General features: G+C 45.1%; 16 protein-coding genes. 14 read left to right on the top strand and 2 right to left on the bottom strand.

Features of this window, described 5'->3' with window-relative positions:
- The first annotated feature begins 8 nt into the window (after positions 1-8).
- From ACJA3J_RS19530 to ACJA3J_RS19505, 6 genes are all read left to right on the top strand, one after another.
- Positions 9-509 carry a YwgA family protein gene (locus ACJA3J_RS19530; RefSeq protein ID WP_089654944.1) on the top strand — a complete coding sequence of 167 codons (501 nt, stop codon included), beginning with the start codon at positions 9-11 and terminating at the stop codon, positions 507-509.
- A gap of 102 nt (positions 510-611) precedes the next feature.
- The gene (locus tag ACJA3J_RS19525; RefSeq protein WP_406945049.1) at positions 612-2,639 is read left to right on the top strand and encodes an ABC transporter permease subunit; all 2,028 of its coding nucleotides are present in this window, start codon (positions 612-614) and stop codon (positions 2,637-2,639) included.
- Positions 2,636-3,199, top strand: a complete 564-nt coding sequence (locus ACJA3J_RS19520) for a GNAT family N-acetyltransferase (RefSeq protein ID WP_406945048.1) — start codon at positions 2,636-2,638, stop codon at positions 3,197-3,199. The genes ACJA3J_RS19525 and ACJA3J_RS19520 overlap by 4 nt, the downstream gene beginning before the upstream one ends.
- Before the next feature lie 86 nt (positions 3,200-3,285).
- On the top strand, positions 3,286-3,828 hold the full coding sequence (locus ACJA3J_RS19515; protein WP_089654947.1) for a YwhD family protein: 543 nt from the start codon (positions 3,286-3,288) through the stop codon (positions 3,826-3,828).
- 102 nt (positions 3,829-3,930) lie between these two features.
- Positions 3,931-4,158 (top strand): hypothetical protein, encoded by a 228-nt coding sequence (locus ACJA3J_RS19510; RefSeq protein ID WP_089654948.1) that lies wholly within the window; start codon positions 3,931-3,933, stop codon positions 4,156-4,158.
- A gap of 124 nt (positions 4,159-4,282) precedes the next feature.
- Positions 4,283-4,627 carry a YolD-like family protein gene (locus ACJA3J_RS19505; RefSeq protein ID WP_244199402.1) on the top strand — a complete coding sequence of 115 codons (345 nt, stop codon included), beginning with the start codon at positions 4,283-4,285 and terminating at the stop codon, positions 4,625-4,627.
- 442 nt (positions 4,628-5,069) lie between these two features.
- Here the strand turns inward: ACJA3J_RS19505 and ACJA3J_RS19500 are convergent, their stop codons facing one another.
- Positions 5,070-7,121, bottom strand: coding sequence for a transglycosylase domain-containing protein (locus tag ACJA3J_RS19500; RefSeq protein WP_406945047.1), 2,052 nt, complete (start codon positions 7,119-7,121; stop codon positions 5,070-5,072).
- Positions 7,122-7,258: 137 nt separating this feature from the next.
- Between ACJA3J_RS19500 and speE the strand changes: the two genes are divergently transcribed.
- From speE to ACJA3J_RS19470, 6 genes are all read left to right on the top strand, one after another.
- Positions 7,259-8,089 carry a spermidine synthase gene (gene speE, locus ACJA3J_RS19495; protein WP_406945046.1) on the top strand — a complete coding sequence of 277 codons (831 nt, stop codon included), beginning with the start codon at positions 7,259-7,261 and terminating at the stop codon, positions 8,087-8,089.
- A 5-nt stretch (positions 8,090-8,094) separates the two neighbouring features.
- Complete coding sequence (speB, locus tag ACJA3J_RS19490; protein ID WP_406945045.1) at positions 8,095-8,967, top strand: agmatinase; 873 nt, start codon at positions 8,095-8,097, stop codon at positions 8,965-8,967.
- Positions 8,968-9,064: 97 nt separating this feature from the next.
- Positions 9,065-9,511: a hypothetical protein gene (locus ACJA3J_RS19485; protein ID WP_115893408.1), complete on the top strand. Its 447-nt coding sequence runs from the start codon at positions 9,065-9,067 to the stop codon at positions 9,509-9,511.
- Between the two features lie 84 nt (positions 9,512-9,595).
- Complete coding sequence (locus tag ACJA3J_RS19480) at positions 9,596-10,036, top strand: DUF1934 domain-containing protein (protein ID WP_115893407.1); 441 nt, start codon at positions 9,596-9,598, stop codon at positions 10,034-10,036.
- Positions 10,033-11,700, top strand: coding sequence for an arginine--tRNA ligase (argS, locus tag ACJA3J_RS19475; protein WP_406945044.1), 1,668 nt, complete (start codon positions 10,033-10,035; stop codon positions 11,698-11,700). Before ACJA3J_RS19480 ends, argS begins: the two co-directional genes overlap by 4 nt.
- 760 nt (positions 11,701-12,460) lie before the next feature.
- Positions 12,461-12,640: a XapX domain-containing protein gene (locus ACJA3J_RS19470; protein WP_089654841.1), complete on the top strand. Its 180-nt coding sequence runs from the start codon at positions 12,461-12,463 to the stop codon at positions 12,638-12,640.
- A 5-nt stretch (positions 12,641-12,645) separates the two neighbouring features.
- On the opposite strand, the gene cls is transcribed toward ACJA3J_RS19470, so the two are convergent.
- The gene (gene cls / locus ACJA3J_RS19465; RefSeq protein WP_089654842.1) at positions 12,646-13,830 is read right to left on the bottom strand and encodes a cardiolipin synthase; all 1,185 of its coding nucleotides are present in this window, start codon (positions 13,828-13,830) and stop codon (positions 12,646-12,648) included.
- A 210-nt stretch (positions 13,831-14,040) separates the two neighbouring features.
- Here cls and ACJA3J_RS19460 point away from each other — a divergent pair, with 210 nt between their 5' ends.
- Positions 14,041-16,173, top strand: coding sequence for a heterodisulfide reductase-related iron-sulfur binding cluster (locus tag ACJA3J_RS19460; protein WP_406945043.1), 2,133 nt, complete (start codon positions 14,041-14,043; stop codon positions 16,171-16,173).
- A gap of 171 nt (positions 16,174-16,344) precedes the next feature.
- On the top strand, positions 16,345-17,532 hold the full coding sequence (locus ACJA3J_RS19455; RefSeq protein ID WP_406945042.1) for an acetyl-CoA C-acetyltransferase: 1,188 nt from the start codon (positions 16,345-16,347) through the stop codon (positions 17,530-17,532).
- Positions 17,533-17,543: the final 11 nt, after the last annotated feature.

Raw genomic sequence — 17,543 nt, 5'->3', positions numbered from 1 at the left:
GAACCTCCATGTTGGAGAATCATGCGAAGTTGATGCAGTTTTTCTCAAGCACCGATGAAATTGTAGGCCGAAAGAAGTTGCAGAAGATGATTTACATACTGAAAAAGTGTGAAATCCCTTTTGAAGAGCGTTACCAGTTTCATTTTTATGGTCCCTATTCAGAGGAACTGACACTGAGAGTCGAAGAAATGTGTAATCTTGGTTTCATTAGTGAAACGAAAGAAGAAAAGAAGAATTATTATCAATACCGTTATCAACTAACCGATAGCGGCAGAAATTTCCTGACCCATTATGAGATGGACCTCCCCCCATTGAATGTCCACATTGAAGAAATGAATGGACGTAGTTCACGTTTCCTTGAGCTCGTTTCTACGATGCTTTTCTTTGAGCACTTACCGAAAGAAGAAATTGCTGAAAAAGTGTTCACGGTTAAAAGCGCTCAAAATTACACACAAGAAGATATCGATGAAGGATGGAAATTTATTGAACATTTGCGTTCCATTCATTAAGATAAAATGTAGGTGTACGACGATGTACACCTTTTTTCTTGTGTATTTATGTCAGATAATTGAAAAAACGTAAATCGAAAGTAGAGTGGGGGGTCAATACACGTGCGTTTCATTAAATTTTTCGCTTATTATGTGTTCGGTGTCGTTGGTATTCTATTGGTTAGTACTACGCCGGCTTTGTTCAGGCAAGGAGCATTTTTAGATCTGGGAAATTACATAAAAGAGTTGAATCATTTGCTTGCCTCCGTAGTGAATCCGGGAGAGTGGACCTATTTATTCAAGGGACGCCCTGTACCAATTCTGGAATACTTATGGGACCCTTATCAATACTCTATGACCGTCTTCTTTGGTGGTATTTTATTAGGTTTCGTTCTCGCATTTGCAGGTGCATTCTTCACTGTTTTTTTACCGAAGTGGCTGCGTTCAGTCGTCGACCGTATTCTTGGCTTGCTCGAGAGCGTACCCGATTTATTGTTGGCTTTTTCTTTACAGTTGTTCATCGTTTGGTTTTATAAACAGACGGAAATCCTGCTTATTTCCTTTGCATCTCTCGGACAGGATAAAGTCTACCTGCTTCCGATGTTTGCCATTGCTGTCCTGCCTATGGTGACGATGTACAAAATCATCCTCGCATTGATCGAAGAAGAATGGACGAAGTCTTATATACAAATGGCCAAGGGAAAAGGGTTGGAGAAAGCGGCCATTTTGTGTGTACATACCCTTCGGAACATCGGGAAAAGTACGTTCTACCATTCGAAAATCATTGTATGGGGGGCGTTGTCGAGTCTGTTAATCATTGAATATATCTTCAATATGAATGGGATTACGACGGCATTTCTCGATGATTTTCGGCCGATCGTTTCAAGTTTTATCCTTTTCATGCTATTTACACCTTTTTATATCATCTATCAAGGCACAGAACTGTTCCTTTTTAAGGATGAAAAGAAGTCCGTAGAAGTCGCTACACGTATGAACAGTTTTGTAGGAGGCGTCTCTTTCAAAGGGGGCAGAGGGTGGCTTTCTCATGCGTTGTCAGAAATCGGGGCTCATTTTAAAAATATAAAGTTTCTCTTAGGTTTTACAGTCATTACGGGAGCTATCATTATCAGTATCGCTTATACCATGACCGCAGAGCCGCTGATCGATCAGCATCGACTGATCTACGATGATGAAGGGACATTAGTCAGTTCGATGCCCCACACGCCGGAGTATGTATTTTTGGGTACCGATGCTCTTGGTTTTAGCGTGTTTGACCAAATCATTGTCGGTGCGAAATACACGATCATTTTCGGTCTTGTGATTGCTTTCTTACGAATGGGTATTGGCTTCCTTTTAGCTATTCCTTATGCTTTCTTTCTACCGAAAAGGGTACAGCTGGTTTTTGAAAAATTCGTAGACAGCATGCATTTTTTACCGATGACCATCATTGCCTTTTTGCTATTGAAGCCGGTGTTATGGATGCCTCCTGGTGGGTTTACGACGACAGAAATAGAGAGGATCCTTTATCAGGGGATCATTTTGACACTTTTAGCTGTTCCGCTTGTGATAACGTTGTTCGGCAATGAAATGAAGTTGATTATGAAAGAAGAGTTCGTAACAAGTACAAAGGTGCTTGGAGGCAGTTCTGTTCATCTGTTGTGGAAGCATTTGATGCCGCATTTAAGTGCCAGAATGGGGATTATTTTTGGCCAGCAGTTTATCCAAACGTTGCTTATTTTCATTCACCTTGGCGTATTTGACATTTATTTTGGAGGGACAAAAGTAAGCTATGATTTTGTGGCAGACCCACCAACGAGTACCACCTATGAATGGTCCGGGATGATCGGAGCAGCCAAAGATTCGTTGATGACAGGGCGTTGGTGGCTCATTATCCCTACACTTCTTTGTTTCATGGCAATCATTGTCTCGATGCAGTTGATCATCCAGGGGATTAAGGAAGTGCAGCAACGTCGTGTGGGAGTACCTGTAGAACAGAACACATGGCTCAAGAGGGTGTTCCGTAGAAAAGAAACGCATAGAGAAAAAGATGATTCACTCAAGGAAGCGGATTTTGTCTTCGTTCAAAGTTCGAAACAAACAGGCGGATCTGATTCCCGAGACGATCACAGGGACAGGAGAAAGTCTATATGAATCATATTCCTGTGTTTGTAATGGAAAAGATAAAGATGAGAGGTTTAAAAATATCCGACGCACCCTCCTTGTTCCAATTCATGAGCCGGCCGGATACGATGAAATACATCACTCCTCACCCCGTTCTGTTTTTGAAGGAGATGGAAGTTTACGTAGAAGAAAGACTGGCTGGCTTTCGTAAGCATAAAGAAATACCATGGGTGATTGAGAACGAAGAAGGGGAATGTATTGGCTTTTTCCGTTTTCACAAATGGAATCTTTGGCATAGGAAAGCAGAAATGGGAGCGGTCATTCATCCAAAGTACCAAAAGGCAGGCATCATGACAGAAGTTTTACTTAATGTTCTCCCCTATGCGTTCGACACACTGAATCTGAACCGGATTGTCGGAGACATTTTTGCTGAAAATGAGGGATCACGCAGGCTCTTGAATAAGTTTGGCTTCCGGGAAGAGGGAGTATTAAGGGAAACAGATTTTGATGGAGAGAGATTTCAGGATACCGTCGTGTTTTCCATGCTGAAAAAGGAATACGAGCAGGTTAAACAAACGTTTGACCAATGAATCATGAAGCATCTCTTCTAACAAGAACTGTTTTGTATGTTAAAATGGGACAAAATAAGAGGACGATTGAAGAGGAGGATCGCTTTATGAAAGAGTTCGATCAATTTAAAAACAAAGGTGAAAGCAACGATAAAAAGAAGAACCAATTCACAATCATTAAAGATGATTCGACCGATGGTCATGGAGGATATGGTGTCGGTTCCATCAGTTTGGAGAACATGACCCCGGTCATTGTGGACCCGAATGAAGACGAAGCTTATGTCGATATGGGTGCGCTTCACGCGCGTAGTAAAGTAGAAAAACGGATCAAGTTCATTACCGACCGTGAAGTCGTTAAAAACGGACTGAAATATTGGATCGCATGGGTAACGGTGGATTACCAGGAAGGAAGACCGTGTTACCACGGCGTAGCTGCCAGTGAGATTGTCGTGGACAGGTCCATCAAGCGCGGATACAAATTGATGCCTGAACACGTGAACCACATGGATAAATCCTTGAAGGGTCGCTTTGTCGTCGATCATCTTGATGAAAAGTCGAAAAAGCTGCTCGGAGGATATTTGCGTGATTTCAAACCAGAACTATGGGAGAACACAGCACAGGAATTGAAAGACTCTCTAGGTGTACAATAATTCATGATTGCAAGCTCATAGCATCGTTATGAAGAGAGGGGAATCTGCTGGGTTTCCCTCTTTCTCATTTGATTTTTTTTGTAAAAGAAAGGAGTGGATCCTATGAAAAGGATTTTAGAAGATGATGTAGTATTTCACTTTGTGATTGCTCTTGTGGGGTTGATTTCAGGAATTCTTCATTTCCTGTTTAAATGGTCTTTTTATGCAGAACATGAGTATTTAACATCAGGGTTATGGTTTGTTTCAGGCGCGTTCGTGATCTATGTGAGTTGTATTTTTGTGTTCGGTTATCAGAAGAAGGCAAACGCAGGTAACAAAGAAATGGAGTAGGATAAAGCGTACACTCCTTTTTCTAGACAAGAGAGACGCCCATTTAGCTAAGTATGAAAATTCCAGTTTACGATTCCCTCTTTTATGATAGAATAAGAACAAACGTTCGTGGTGGAGGGAGCCAATGATGGATAACCGGAATCGTGATCGCGGGACGATCAAGTGGACATCGCTCATGTTACCGGAGCATGTAGAGATGGTGAAAAAACTTTGGAAAGAAGATCAGCGGGTAGAAAAAGGAATTATGGATGAGCAGAAAGCTGTCGAGATTGACTTTCTTTTGCAGAGGGCACTAACGGACAATCTTACTGTCCAGGTTAGAGTCCACAATGGTTTCGAGTATGAAGATATAAGGATGAAGGTGACCCATGTGAACCGTAATAATCACACCGTATCAGGGGTTGATGGACAGACGAAAGAGAAGATCCGCATTCCCCTGGATGATATCGCTGACCTTGCCATTTTGTAAGGTGTTCACGATTTGTTCACAAAATGTTCATGAAAAAAGTGTAAGAATTCAGACGCCCAATCTTGACGAATCAGCGATTAGGGTAATATATTAAGTAACACATGGATTATACATGTTTACTAGGACAGAGAAAGCGACCGGTTCCCCCGGTCGTTTTCTCTGTCTTTTTTTATTGTGTGATAAAGCAGTTAAAAAAAGCGAAAGGTCATCCGTTGTGAGGATGACCTTTCGCGCCAAAGAGAGCATGAATCGCGCCAAAGAGAGCATGAATCGCGCCAAAGAGAGCATGAATCGCGCCAAAGAGAGCATGAATCGCGCCAAAGAGAGCATGAATCGCGCCAAAGAGAGCATGAATCGCGCCAAAGAGAGCATGAATCGCGCCAAAGAGAGCATGAATCGCGCCAAAGAGAGCATGAATCGCACCAAAGAACCGAGAATCGCATTAAAAGAACCAGTCCACTACATCTTTGAACCAAGGATCATCTTTGAATTCATCATCAACATCCTTGCTTTCGTCTCCGCCACAAACATCCTCAGGAATATCAGATTCTTCCATGTAAACTAACCGTTCCTGCGGACAGTTGGGACCTGCGACATAGCCGGTTTCCGGGTCGATGTAGACCCCTTTCACCCCTGGGGGCGGGATGAAGGCTGCTGTAGGTTCTGTCTCGTGTATTTTCTCCATCGTATCGGCCCAGATGGCTTTCGCATACCGATGGTCGTTGAAGTCTTTGAGCGGCTTACTGCCTTCATCATATCCGACCCATACACCGGAGACGTACTGAGGGCTGAATCCGATCATCCAGCTATCATTGTCGGTGGTTCCGGATTTCCCTCCATACATGCGTGTCAGCTTCCCTTTAATTGGAGTACCTGTAACCGATGCATAATCGGCATCTAAGATCGGATCGAACATCCCTGTCATCATATGGGTCACAGTGAACGCCCGTACTCGATCGACAGCATCGTCTTTATTGTAAGCCGGTTGGTATTCATACAGAACATTCCCGTGTCGGTCGGTAATTTTAGCGATTGTATGGCCCTCGATGGATTCTGTTCCTTTCACCATTTTCCCATAGGCACTGACCATATCGAAAAGGGATATGGAGGAGTATCCTAAGGCAAGGGAAGGATGGGGCTTGAACGTTTCTTCTACACCGAACGTCTTCATCGTTTTCCCGAGCTTTTCCGGTCCGATATCCATGTGGGTTTTCACCGCATAAATATTATCGGAAACGGCAAGGGCTTGAGCCATGGAAATCGGTTCTTCTGCATATTGGCCATTGAAATTGGATGGAACATAGGGTTCCGTTTTACCTTCTACCTCAATTTCAACAGGCTGCGTCTCTTTCATCGTGACAGGGGAGTACCCTTCCGCGAGCGCTGCATAATACAGAAAAGGTTTGATGGTTGAACCGACGGAACGTTTCGCCTGAGTGGCTCTATTGAACGGACTTTCTCCATAATCTTTACCACCGACAAGGGCCGTAATTGCTCCAGAATGGCTGTTCATAACAGCAGATGCGACTTGGATTTCTTCACTCCCTGGAATGTTTCTTTTCACCTGCTCTTCCAAAATCCGTTGATGCTCTTCAATCAGCGTGGTGTGAATATGATAGCCGCCTGTCTGGACACTTTCTCTGTCTACTTCAAGCAGCTGAGCCGCTTCTGTAACGACTTGGTCCTGAAAATAGGGAGCAATCTCCTGGGTGGCATCTTCTTCACCGTCAGCATAGGAGATGCTCGCTTCTACGGCTGCTCTTTTTTCAGAGGAAGTGATATAGCCGTTCTGTTCCATTTCAGCTAAGATTTGTTGTTGTCTTGCTTCTGCTCGTTCAGCGTTCGCCAGTGGTGAATAATAGGTTGGGCCTTTAGGAATGCCTGCTAACATGGAAGCTTCTGTCAAAGTAAGATCAGCCGCGTGTTTATTGAAATATTGCCGGCTGGCAGCTTCAATTCCATAAGCCCCGTGGCCGTAATAGATGGTGTTCAAATAACCTTCCAATATTTCATCTTTGTTATAAAAAATTTCTAATCGTAGGGCATAGAGAGCTTCGTTTAGTTTCCGCTTCCATGTTTTATCATGGGAAAGGTATAAGTTTCTTGCATACTGCTGGGTGATGGTGCTGGCCCCCTCGGCCATTCTCATCTGCTTAAGATCCGTAAGTGCCGCTGCTGCAATTCGCTTCACATCGAAACCGAAGTGGTTATAGAAACGCCGGTCTTCAATGGCAAGGGTAGCGTCTTTGATAGATTCGGGCATTTCCTCTATGTTAATCCAGTAACGTTCTTCGGCCCCTTGCTCTTCTCCTATGATTTCCCCGTCTGTCCCATAGAAGACGGTATTCTGTTCAGTCATCAACGATGGAGGTCCCTGAGTGATGGCATAGATCAACACGCCGATAATTCCGACAATCCCTACGATTGTCCCGAAGACGGCGAGTTTCATACCGCGGATCGTCCATCGATAAGTCGTTCTGAAAAATGATCGCATCCTTTTATACTCCTAACTGTTACGAATGTATAAAGACTGCTATTATTATGTGAGAATACGTAGTAAAATAAACTTCTTGAGTGAAACAATCGTATAGAATGAAAGTTATTTCATAGATGAAAAAGGAGAAATGCAGCATGGGTACATGGTTTACTGAAAAACAGACCGATCATTTCGGGATTACAGCGAAGGTCAATCGCTCCCTCCATAGTGAGAAAACAGACTTTCAAGATTTAGAGATGCTGGAAACAGCGGAGTGGGGGAATATGCTCGTCCTTGATGACATGGTCATGACGACAGAGAAGGATGAATTTGTCTATCACGAAATGGTTGCCCATGTTCCATTGTTTACCCACCCGAATCCGAAAAACGTTCTTGTCGTGGGTGGCGGTGACGGTGGCGTCATTCGTGAAGTGTTGAAACATGAAAGCGTAGAAAAAGCAACGCTTGTGGAAATCGACGGGAAAGTCATCGAGTATTCGAAGAAGTATTTACCTTCTATTGCCGGAGCTCTTGAGGATAACCGTGTCGAAGTGAAGGTGGGCGACGGTTTCATGCACATCGCAAAAAGTGAAAACGAGTATGATGTCATCATGGTCGATTCCACCGAACCCGTAGGTCCTGCTGTCAATCTTTTTTCCAAAGGTTTCTATGAGGGCATTGCCAAAGCATTGAAAGAGGACGGTATTTTCGTTGCCCAAACGGATAACCCATGGTTTAAAGCAGATCTTATCCGCCAGGTGTATAGCGATGTGAAAGAAACCTTCCCGATCACAAAAGTGTACACAGCGAACATCCCGACTTATCCAAGCGGGCTTTGGACATTCACAATGGGAAGTAAAGTCCACGATCCACTCAAAGTCAACGAGGAACGGTTTACAGATATCGACACCAAATATTACACAGACGAAATTCATCAGGCGTGCTTTGCACTGCCGAAGTTCGTCAAAGATCTCACGAAGGAGTGACCATCATGCGTTTCGATGAATCCTACTCTGGAAAAGTATTTATCATGAGCCGGGCGACGGAGGAGGAAGCGGATGCTGTCATTTACGGCATGCCGATGGACTGGACCGTCAGCTTCCGCCCGGGATCACGCTTCGGGCCGAACCGTATTCGTGAAGCTTCCATCGGACTGGAAGAGTACAGCCCGTACCTTGATCGACACTTGGAAGAAGTGAACTATCATGATGCCGGCGATTTGATGCTGCCATTCGGAAATGCGGCGCGTAGTCTTGATATCATCGAAGGATATTTGGATGAACTGCTTGAAAAAGGAAAATTCCCCCTCGGTCTTGGAGGAGAGCATCTCGTCACATGGCCTGTCATTCAGGCCATGTACAAAAAACACCCGGACCTCGCTATTATTCATATCGATGCCCACGCGGACCTTCGTGAAGAGTATGAAGGAGAAGTGTTGTCCCACTCGACGCCGATTCGTAAATCGTGTGAGCTGCTAGGAGCAGAAAATGTCTACTCATTCGGCATCCGCTCCGGCATGCGTGAAGAATTTCAATATGCAGAAGAATCCGGTATGCATATGGCCAAGTTCGAAGTGTTGGAACCTTTGAAAAAAGTGCTGCCTGAGCTTGCCGGCCGTCCAGTGTATGTCACCATTGATATAGATGTCCTCGATCCTGCCTTCGCACCTGGAACAGGGACGGCAGAAGCGGGCGGCATCTCGTCGAAAGAACTGCTCGCAAGTATCCAGGCCATAGCCGGCAGTGATTTGAACGTTGTAGGCGCGGACCTTGTTGAAGTCGCTCCAGCGTATGACCCGACAGAGAAGACACAGATTGCGGCGAGCAAGTTCATCCGCGAAATGCTTTTAGGGTTCGTCAAATAAATGATAGAATGGAACAAGCCACTGTGAGAGTCTTCATAGTGGCTTTTCTATATGGATAGAGCTATAAGAAAAGACACGATACAAAGGAGCTTTTGTTTTGGATAAAAAGACGATGGGAGTGGCGGGGATCTATGTATTGATCATGCTCCCCCTGCTGCTTCTCACTTACGGAGCAAACTGGAACCCTTCCAACATCTCGTATGAGTTGAATGGAGACACACTTGTGATTAACGAAGGAATAGGGAAAGAGGAAGTCGCTGAGGTGAATGTGGAAGACCGAATGAACGACCTTCTGCAGTTCACTTTGGCTATCTCTGTGGAAAATAAACAGTGGGGGACAGATGTATGGGTGATCGGCCTCCTGCTTCCATTTTTACTTTTCGCGATTGTCCCGGACCGCCGTCCGTTTAAAAAAAATCTATCATTCAAGTGGTACTTGACGATTGTTTTGGCTATCCTAGTTCTATACGCGGCTTATTCTATTCCGAATCATGTCGCCCAAGTGAAGGAAGTGCACGAATACGTTGACCTTCTTATTGAATGACGCTTGCGTTTTTCTGTTCGAATTCTTATAATATATTAGTTATATCTTGTACGTAAAAATGGCGATAGAAAAGGTGGAGGGAAGATGCCAAGTAACGCAAAAGATGTCCAGGTGCAGCTTGTTACGGAAATACAGGATGGGGATCGTAAAGAGACGATGAAGATCCACGAACCGGGACAGTTTTTCAAACGAGGCGATACGCAAGTGCTCACCTTTATCGAGCACCCGGAAGATGGAGAACCGGTCAATACGATGGTGACAATCAAGCCCGAACATGTCAGCATCAAACGGAGCGGTGGCGTGGAAATGCGCCAGGTTTTCCAGACATCCACGGAAACGGAAAATTTATATCATCATACGTATGGTGATTTTCATATGAGAACATTTACAGATAAAGTGGATTTTCGTTCTTTGGAAGAATCCACACAGGGCCGACTGTATTTAAGTTATACCATGACTTTAAACCATGAAGTGACTCAAGCCCACCGCTTGACGTTGACGTTTGAGGAGGAGAGCGATTCATGAATATCGTTGAACAAATGGAACAGAAACTGAAGGATGAAATCGTACGCTCAGTCCTGGCTGCTGAACTTGCATCCGAGGATGAGATGCCGGAAGTAATCCTTGAGCAGCCAAAAGACAAAGCGCACGGAGATTATGCTACTAACATGGCGATGCAGTTGGCGCGCGTAGCCAAAAAGAACCCACGTGCCATCGCGACTGATCTTGTGGAGCAGTTCGACAAGTCCAAAGCATCCATCGAGAAAATTGAAATCGCTGGACCGGGGTTCATTAACTTTTACATGAACAATCAGTATTTGACTGAATTGGTACCTACGATTCTGAATGCTGGAGAAGAGTATGGACGCGGTAAAAGTGGAGAAGGGCACAAAATCCAGGTAGAGTTCGTTTCTGCCAACCCTACAGGTACGCTTCACCTAGGGCACGCACGTGGCGCGGCTGTCGGTGACTCCTTATGCAACGTTTTGGATGCCGCAGGATATGATGTGTCCCGTGAATACTATATCAATGATGCCGGAAATCAAATGGCGAATCTCGCAAAATCTCTGGAAGCCCGCTACATGCAAAATCTCGGAAAAGAGTGGAGCATGCCGGAAGATGGCTATCATGGTCAGGATATCATCGGTTTAGCTGAAAAGCTCGTCAGTCAAGATGGGGAGAAATGGGTCGATGTTGCGGAAGAAGAGCGCCTTCAGTTTTTCCGTGAGTACGGATTGAAGTTCCTATTGGATAAAATCAAAACAGACCTGGAAGAATTCCGTGTTCCATTTGATGAATGGTTCTCTGAAACTTCTCTGTACAACGATGACCAGATTACAGACGCCCTTGCCGTTTTGAAAAACCAAGGCTATGTATTCGAAAAAGATGATGCGACATGGTTTGAAACGACGAAGTTCGGCGATGACAAGAATCGCGTACTGATTAAGAATGACGGAACGTACACATACTTGACGCCGGATATCGCCTACCATAAAAACAAATTGGACCGTGGATTTGATACACTGATCAATATTTGGGGAGCCGATCACCATGGTTACATTCCACGTATGAAAGCGGCCATCCAGGCGCTTGGGTACGAGAAAGATACGCTGGAAGTAGAAATCATCCAAATGGTCAACTTGTTCCAGGACGGCGAAAAGGTGAAAATGAGTAAGCGTACAGGTAAAGCGGTCACCCTTCGTGAACTGATGGAAGAGGTAGGAATCGATGCCATGCGTTACTTCTTCTCCATGCGCTCCAGTGATTCTCACCTGGACTTTGATATGGACCTTGCCCGTTCAGAATCGAACGAAAACCCTGTGTATTACGTCCAATATGCACATGCCCGCATTTGTACAATGCTTAAGCAAGCAGAAGAAAAAGGGCTGGTGAAAGATTCGTATGACGGAAGCTATCTCACAGCTGAAAAAGAAGAAGACCTTCTTAAGCGTCTTGGAGAATTCCCGCAAGTGGTAGCGGATGCCGCAGAAAAACGCACGCCACACCGCGTGACACAATATGCATTCGATCTCGCATCCAATCTGCATAGCTTTTACAATGCTGTCAAAGTACTTGACGATGAAAATCCAGAACTGACAGCAGCAAGAATTGCCTTGATGAAAGCTGTCCGTACAACGCTGAATAATGCACTTCGACTAATCGGAGTTTCTGCACCAAAAAAAATGTAATTCCATATACTAGGAAAAGGGCGTCTTTGCTAATAGAGCATGGGCGCTCTTTTTCTATGTTTAGAAATAACATTATTGAAGTAGGATTCTTTAAGACTCAATTTCGAGACTTTTTTGGGAATTTAGGGGCTCCGGGAAAAGGTTCGCTTTCCGTGGGCGAGTGATGAGCCTCCTCGAGCTAACGCTCTGCGGGGTCTCATCTACCACGCACTTCCCACAGGAGTCTCACCGTTTCCCTCCGCCCCATGACCATATGAGGTTCTCGAAACCCTTCTTAAAGTAAACATCCGAGGGTGGAACCGGATTCCTGATAAACCATGTCGTCTTTATTAGCTTCGACCATAGACACACCGCATATCAGGCTAGGAAACAGGGGCGGGGAAACGTCCGCATATAAAGCGAAATGAGACAGGAACGTGTGTTTATTCTACTGACTGATCCAAAACACTGAAAATCGTCGTTTCCCTGACCCCGTATCCATGGCCGGGAATCGTCATTCATTACATCAACCAGACAAGGATGCTTTTATGTATTGTTGTAGGTGCTCTTTGTACTTCCGTAGAAAACAAGCCATTCCCCGCAGCACCCATCCACTCAACAAAAGCCTCGAAACTGAGTCTTCCACAATCGCGAGCTTGTATGGGAATCTATTGTGTTATTAGATGGAGGGGTTTCGTAACATAAAAAGAAGCTTGCATGACAAGGGGCATGCAAGCAAAAACTATTGCTGTGTCCTACATATCGAAAGGTTGTGGAAAAGATGAAAGAAGTCATTCTTGCATTGATTACAGGATTCATCGTTGGACTCGTTTTTGCAGGATTCAAACTGCCGATCCCGGCTCCGCCTGCTTTTGCCGGAGTTGCAGGAATCATCGGGATTTACCTCGGATTTAAAGTCATGGCATGGGCGGGCCCGATGTTTGCTGAATTTTTTAAGTGAAATAATTACAAGAAAGGCCTCAACAATACAGCGATTCTCTGGTTCAGGCGCGTAGTGAATGAACGGCGCTTGAGCCAGTGTTCATCGAAGGCTATGGCATCAGCGGCATCCTCGAAGTAAGCCGTTCTCAAGTCACCAATGAACTCCTCATCATACACGAAAGTATTGACTTCCTTGTTTAAAAAGAAGCTTCGGCGGTCAAAATTGGCCGTTCCGATATCTGCGAATGTTTCGTCTACCATGACGACTTTAGAATGATAAAAGCCTGCATCAAACAGCCGGATGGTGGCTCCCTTTCCATAAAGCTCTTTTAAATACGGGATAGCTGCCGGCTTTACAAATGGATGATCGGCCTTCATTGGAATCATGATGTGAAGCTCGACCCCGCGGTCAATCGCCTGCTTTAAGCCCTTTTGTAATTTATCTGTCGGAATGAAGTAGGGGGTGCCGATCAAGATTTCTCGTTGTGCAGAATCGATCATCTTCGCAAATTCTTTTTCCAGCTCGACCCCGTCCGTTGCTAAAATGTTCATTTTATGGTTTCCGTCTTCAGAAGGTTGACAAGGAGAAAGCGTTTCTCCTGAAGCCAAGTACCAATCATCCAGCATCACTTTATGGATTTGTGAAACGACAGGGCCTGTCAAACGCAGGTGATAGTCTCTCCAGTCTCCGAACTTTGCTGATTCTCCTATATAATTCTTTCCGATGTTGAAGCCACCCACATATCCTACTTTTCCGTCAATAACCGTAATTTTTCTATGATTTCTCCTATTTAATCGATAAAAAAAGAAGGGGAATCCGGGAGTTTCGGCGAAGTAGAAGGCAACCCCTGCGTCTTTTAGTTTCTTTCTAGTTGACTTATTAATTTTGTACCCTCCGAGCCTGTCGACAAGAAGACGGACAGGAACACCATTTCGAGCTTTGTTCTTCAATACGTCTAAGAAGTTTTCACTAATATAATCGTTATCGATCAAGTAGAAGTAGATGTCGACTTGTTTTTTCGCTTCGGAAATTTCCTGGAACATCTGTTCATAAAGGACCGAACCATTTTTATATAGTTTGTAATTGCCGCTTGTTTCCGGCAGGGGGATGGGTCTATGGTTTTTTCTATGTTTCGCCCGTCCCCATTTGAAGTCAAGGACAAGTAATAAAATGAACAAAATGATGAATAGAATAATGGTGACGAGCATCTCCGTACCTCCTAAAAAATATCTTCCACATAGTTTCCCCGTTTTTAAAGGTTTCAAAAGGAAAAACATGAAAATGTGTTGACTGAATGCTCATTCATAATTTATAGTAAAGCTATAAGATTCAGAAAATTATAAGATTACTTGTCGATTTTCTGATCGGAGAAAAGGGAAGTCGCCATCGCGCGACAACAACAAAGAGGGGGAGAACCAATGAATCCGTTGTTGGTGGCAAACTGGATTTTATTCCTTGGCGTCCTTGTCTACGGCCTGTACTTGTTCGTCCGTGTCGTTCAGACCCGCGTCGCTTACATTAAACTGGGGAAAAAATTTGAGTATGACAGGCAGCTGAAGAGGCGTTTACAGAAGATTTGGATTTACGTATTCGGACAAAAGAAGCTTTTGAAAGATAAAAAGTCGGGCATCATCCACGTCATGATGTTTTATGGATTCATCCTCGTACAATTCGGGGCGATCGACTTTATCTGGAAGGGACTAGCTCCAGATTCTCATCTGCCTTTAGGGCCTTTCTATCCAGGCTTTACCTTCTTCCAGGAAATCGTGACACTGACGATCCTTGTCGCTGTCATTTGGGCGTTCTACCGCCGTTATATTGAAAAGTTGGTTCGCTTGAAGCGTGGCTTTAAAGCAGGACTTGTCCTTATTTTTATTGGAACGTTAATGGTTACCGTTCTTGTAGGAAATGGCATGGGTCTCATCTGGCATGGACATGAAGGTGCATGGACGGAACCTGTTGCGTCCGGAATTGCAAGCGCTTTCGGGTGGCTTCCTCCTGCGGCAGCTGCGACTGTATTCTTCATTATGTGGTGGATTCACTTGCTTATCCTGCTAACATTCATGGTTTATGTGCCTCAATCGAAGCACGCTCACTTGATCGCTGCACCGGTCAACGTATTCTTGAGCCGTGAAGAACCACCAGGGAAACTGAAGGCGATTGATTTTGAAATCGACGAAGATGCCGATGAAGAAGACGTATCCTTTGGAGTTGGAAAAATCGAAGACTTCAACCAACTGCAAATGATCGATTTTTATGCCTGTGTGGAATGCGGACGCTGTACCAACGTCTGCCCGGCTTCAGGCTCTGGGAAAATGCTTTCACCGATGGATCTGATCATTAAATTGAGAGATCACCTGACGGAAAAAGGAGCGGCTGTGACCGGCCAATCTCCATGGGTGCCAGCTTATGCGTTTTCCGGGACAGAAGGAAATACGCTCGCACAAATGTCACGCTCCCAAGGGTCAGATGAAGCAGCAGCTACGCTTGATGCAGTGAACAATAAGAGTTTGATCGGAGATGTCATCACAGAAGAAGAGCTTTGGGCTTGTACGACTTGCCGTAACTGTGAAGATGCCTGCCCGGTCATGAATGAACACGTCGATAAAATCATAGACCTTCGCCGTTACTTGGTTTTGACAGAAGGAAAGATGGATGCCGACGGACAACGGGCGATGATGAACATCGAGCGTCAAGGGAACCCGTGGGGACTTTCCAAGAAAGAACGTGAAGACTGGAGACAGTTGGATGAGGACGTTCAAATCCCTACTGTGAAAGAACTGAAGAAATCAGGAGAAGAATTCGAATACTTATTCTGGGTCAGTTCTATGGGATCTTACGATAACCGCAGCCAGAAAATCGCAATGGCTTTTGCAAAGCTGATGAATGCAGCGGATATTAAATTCGCTATCCTTGGTAACAAAGAGCAAAACTCCGGGGATACGGCTCGCCGTATGGGGAACGAATTCCTTTTCCAGGAGCTTGCTGAAAAGAACATGAAAGAATTCGAAAAACATAATGTGAAGAAAATCATTACGATTGATCCGCACGCCTACAACATTTTCAAAAATGAGTATCCAGACTTTGGACTTGAAGCGGAAGTGTATCACCATACGGAGATGCTTGCTGAATGGTTGAAAGAAGGACGCTTGAAACCAGAAGGGGTCGTAAACGAGAAGATCACTTACCACGACAGCTGCTACCTCGGCCGCTACAACGAAGTATATCAGCCGCCGCGTGAAGTGCTTGAAATGATTCCTGGAGTAGAAGTGGTGGAAATGAAGCGTAATCGTTCGAACGGCATGTGCTGTGGAGCGGGAGGCGGAATGATGTGGATGGAAGAGAAATCCGGAAACCGGGTCAACGTCGCACGTACCGAACAGGCGCTTGAAGTAGAACCGACGATGATCTCCAGCGGTTGTCCATTTTGTCTGACGATGCTTTCTGATGGAACAAAAGCGAAAGAAGTGGAAGAGGAAGTCAGCACGATGGATATTGCCGAAATCCTTGCGAAGTCCATGTTTGATAAAACCGAAGAAAAGACAGCTTAATCAAACGTTTGACCAATATTTTGACTGTCGAACAAGCATGTTAAAAGAAAAAATAGTATGAAAATTGTGGAAAGTGTACAGCGTTTTATGTACACTTTCCTTATGGGGCGATTTTGAGCGAGCGTTCAATCGTCAATTTTGAAAGCGTTATCAATAAGAGGAGGAATAAACATGCGTAACACCGTAATTGTTGCTGGAGCCCGTACCCCTTTTGGGAAATTCGGAGGATCCCTTGCACCTTTGACAGCTGCAAAGCTTGGAGGCATTGCAATCAAAGCAGCTTTGGAACGTGCCAATGTGAAAGCGGAAGATGTGGATGAAGTCATTATGGGGACCGTCCTTCAAGGCGGACAGGGGCAGCTGCCTTCCCGGCAGGCCTCTAGAGAAGCAGGCATCCCTTGGGATGTAAAAACAGAAACCGTCAACAAAGTATGTGCCTCTGGTATGCGTAGTGTGACGATGGGCGATCAGTTCATTCGTTTAGGGGAAGAGGACATCATTGTTGCTGGTGGAATGGAAAGCATGAGCAATGCTCCTTACTTTATGCCGAAAGCCCGCTGGGGATTCCGTATGGGCGACGGTGCCGTAAAGGATATGATGGTGCATGATGGGTTGACATGTTCTTTTGAAAACGTCCATATGGGCAACTACGGAAACCGTACGGCTGAAGAATTCGAATTAACGAGAGAAGCGCAGGACGAATGGGCGTATCAAAGCCATCAAAGAGCAGTGAGAGCTATTGAAGAAGGGAAGCTTGGCGAAGAAATTACAGCGGTCGAAGTCCCTCAACGAAAAGGCGATCCGAAAGTCGTCGATACAGATGAAGCGCCTCGAAAGGATACAACGGTCGAAGCCCTGGCAAAACTTCGCCCTGTTTTTGATAAAACGGGAACCATCACGGCAGGAAATGCACCGGGAGTCAATGACGGAGCTTGCGCCATGCTGCTTATGTCTGATGAGAAAGCAGAAGAATTAGGTGCGGAGACACTGGCTACGATTCTTGCGCACGACGAGATTGCAGTTGAAGCCCAGGACTTCCCACAGACACCTGGACTTGTCATTAATAAATTGTTGAAAAAAGCCGGGAAATCCATTGAAGAGATCGATCTATTTGAAGTGAATGAAGCTTTTGCTGCCGTTTCCTTAGCGAGTGGCAAGATTGCCGGGCTGGATCACGAAAAAGTGAATGTCAACGGTGGAGCTGTTGCGCTTGGACACCCGATTGGAGCGAGTGGGGCGCGTATTCTTCTCACGCTTGCTCACGAATTGAAGCGTCGCGGTGGTGGACTTGGAATCGCAGCTATTTGTTCTGGCGGAGGTCAAGGAGACGCCGTATTGATCGAGGTACCGAAACAATAAGGAGGAATGCG

Source organism: Halobacillus sp. SY10, from assembly GCF_045401165.1.
Taxonomy (GTDB): domain Bacteria; phylum Bacillota; class Bacilli; order Bacillales; family Halobacillaceae; genus Halobacillus; species Halobacillus aidingensis.
Note: the sequence above shows the minus strand (reverse complement) of the source record. Positions and strands in the feature narration are given on the sequence as shown.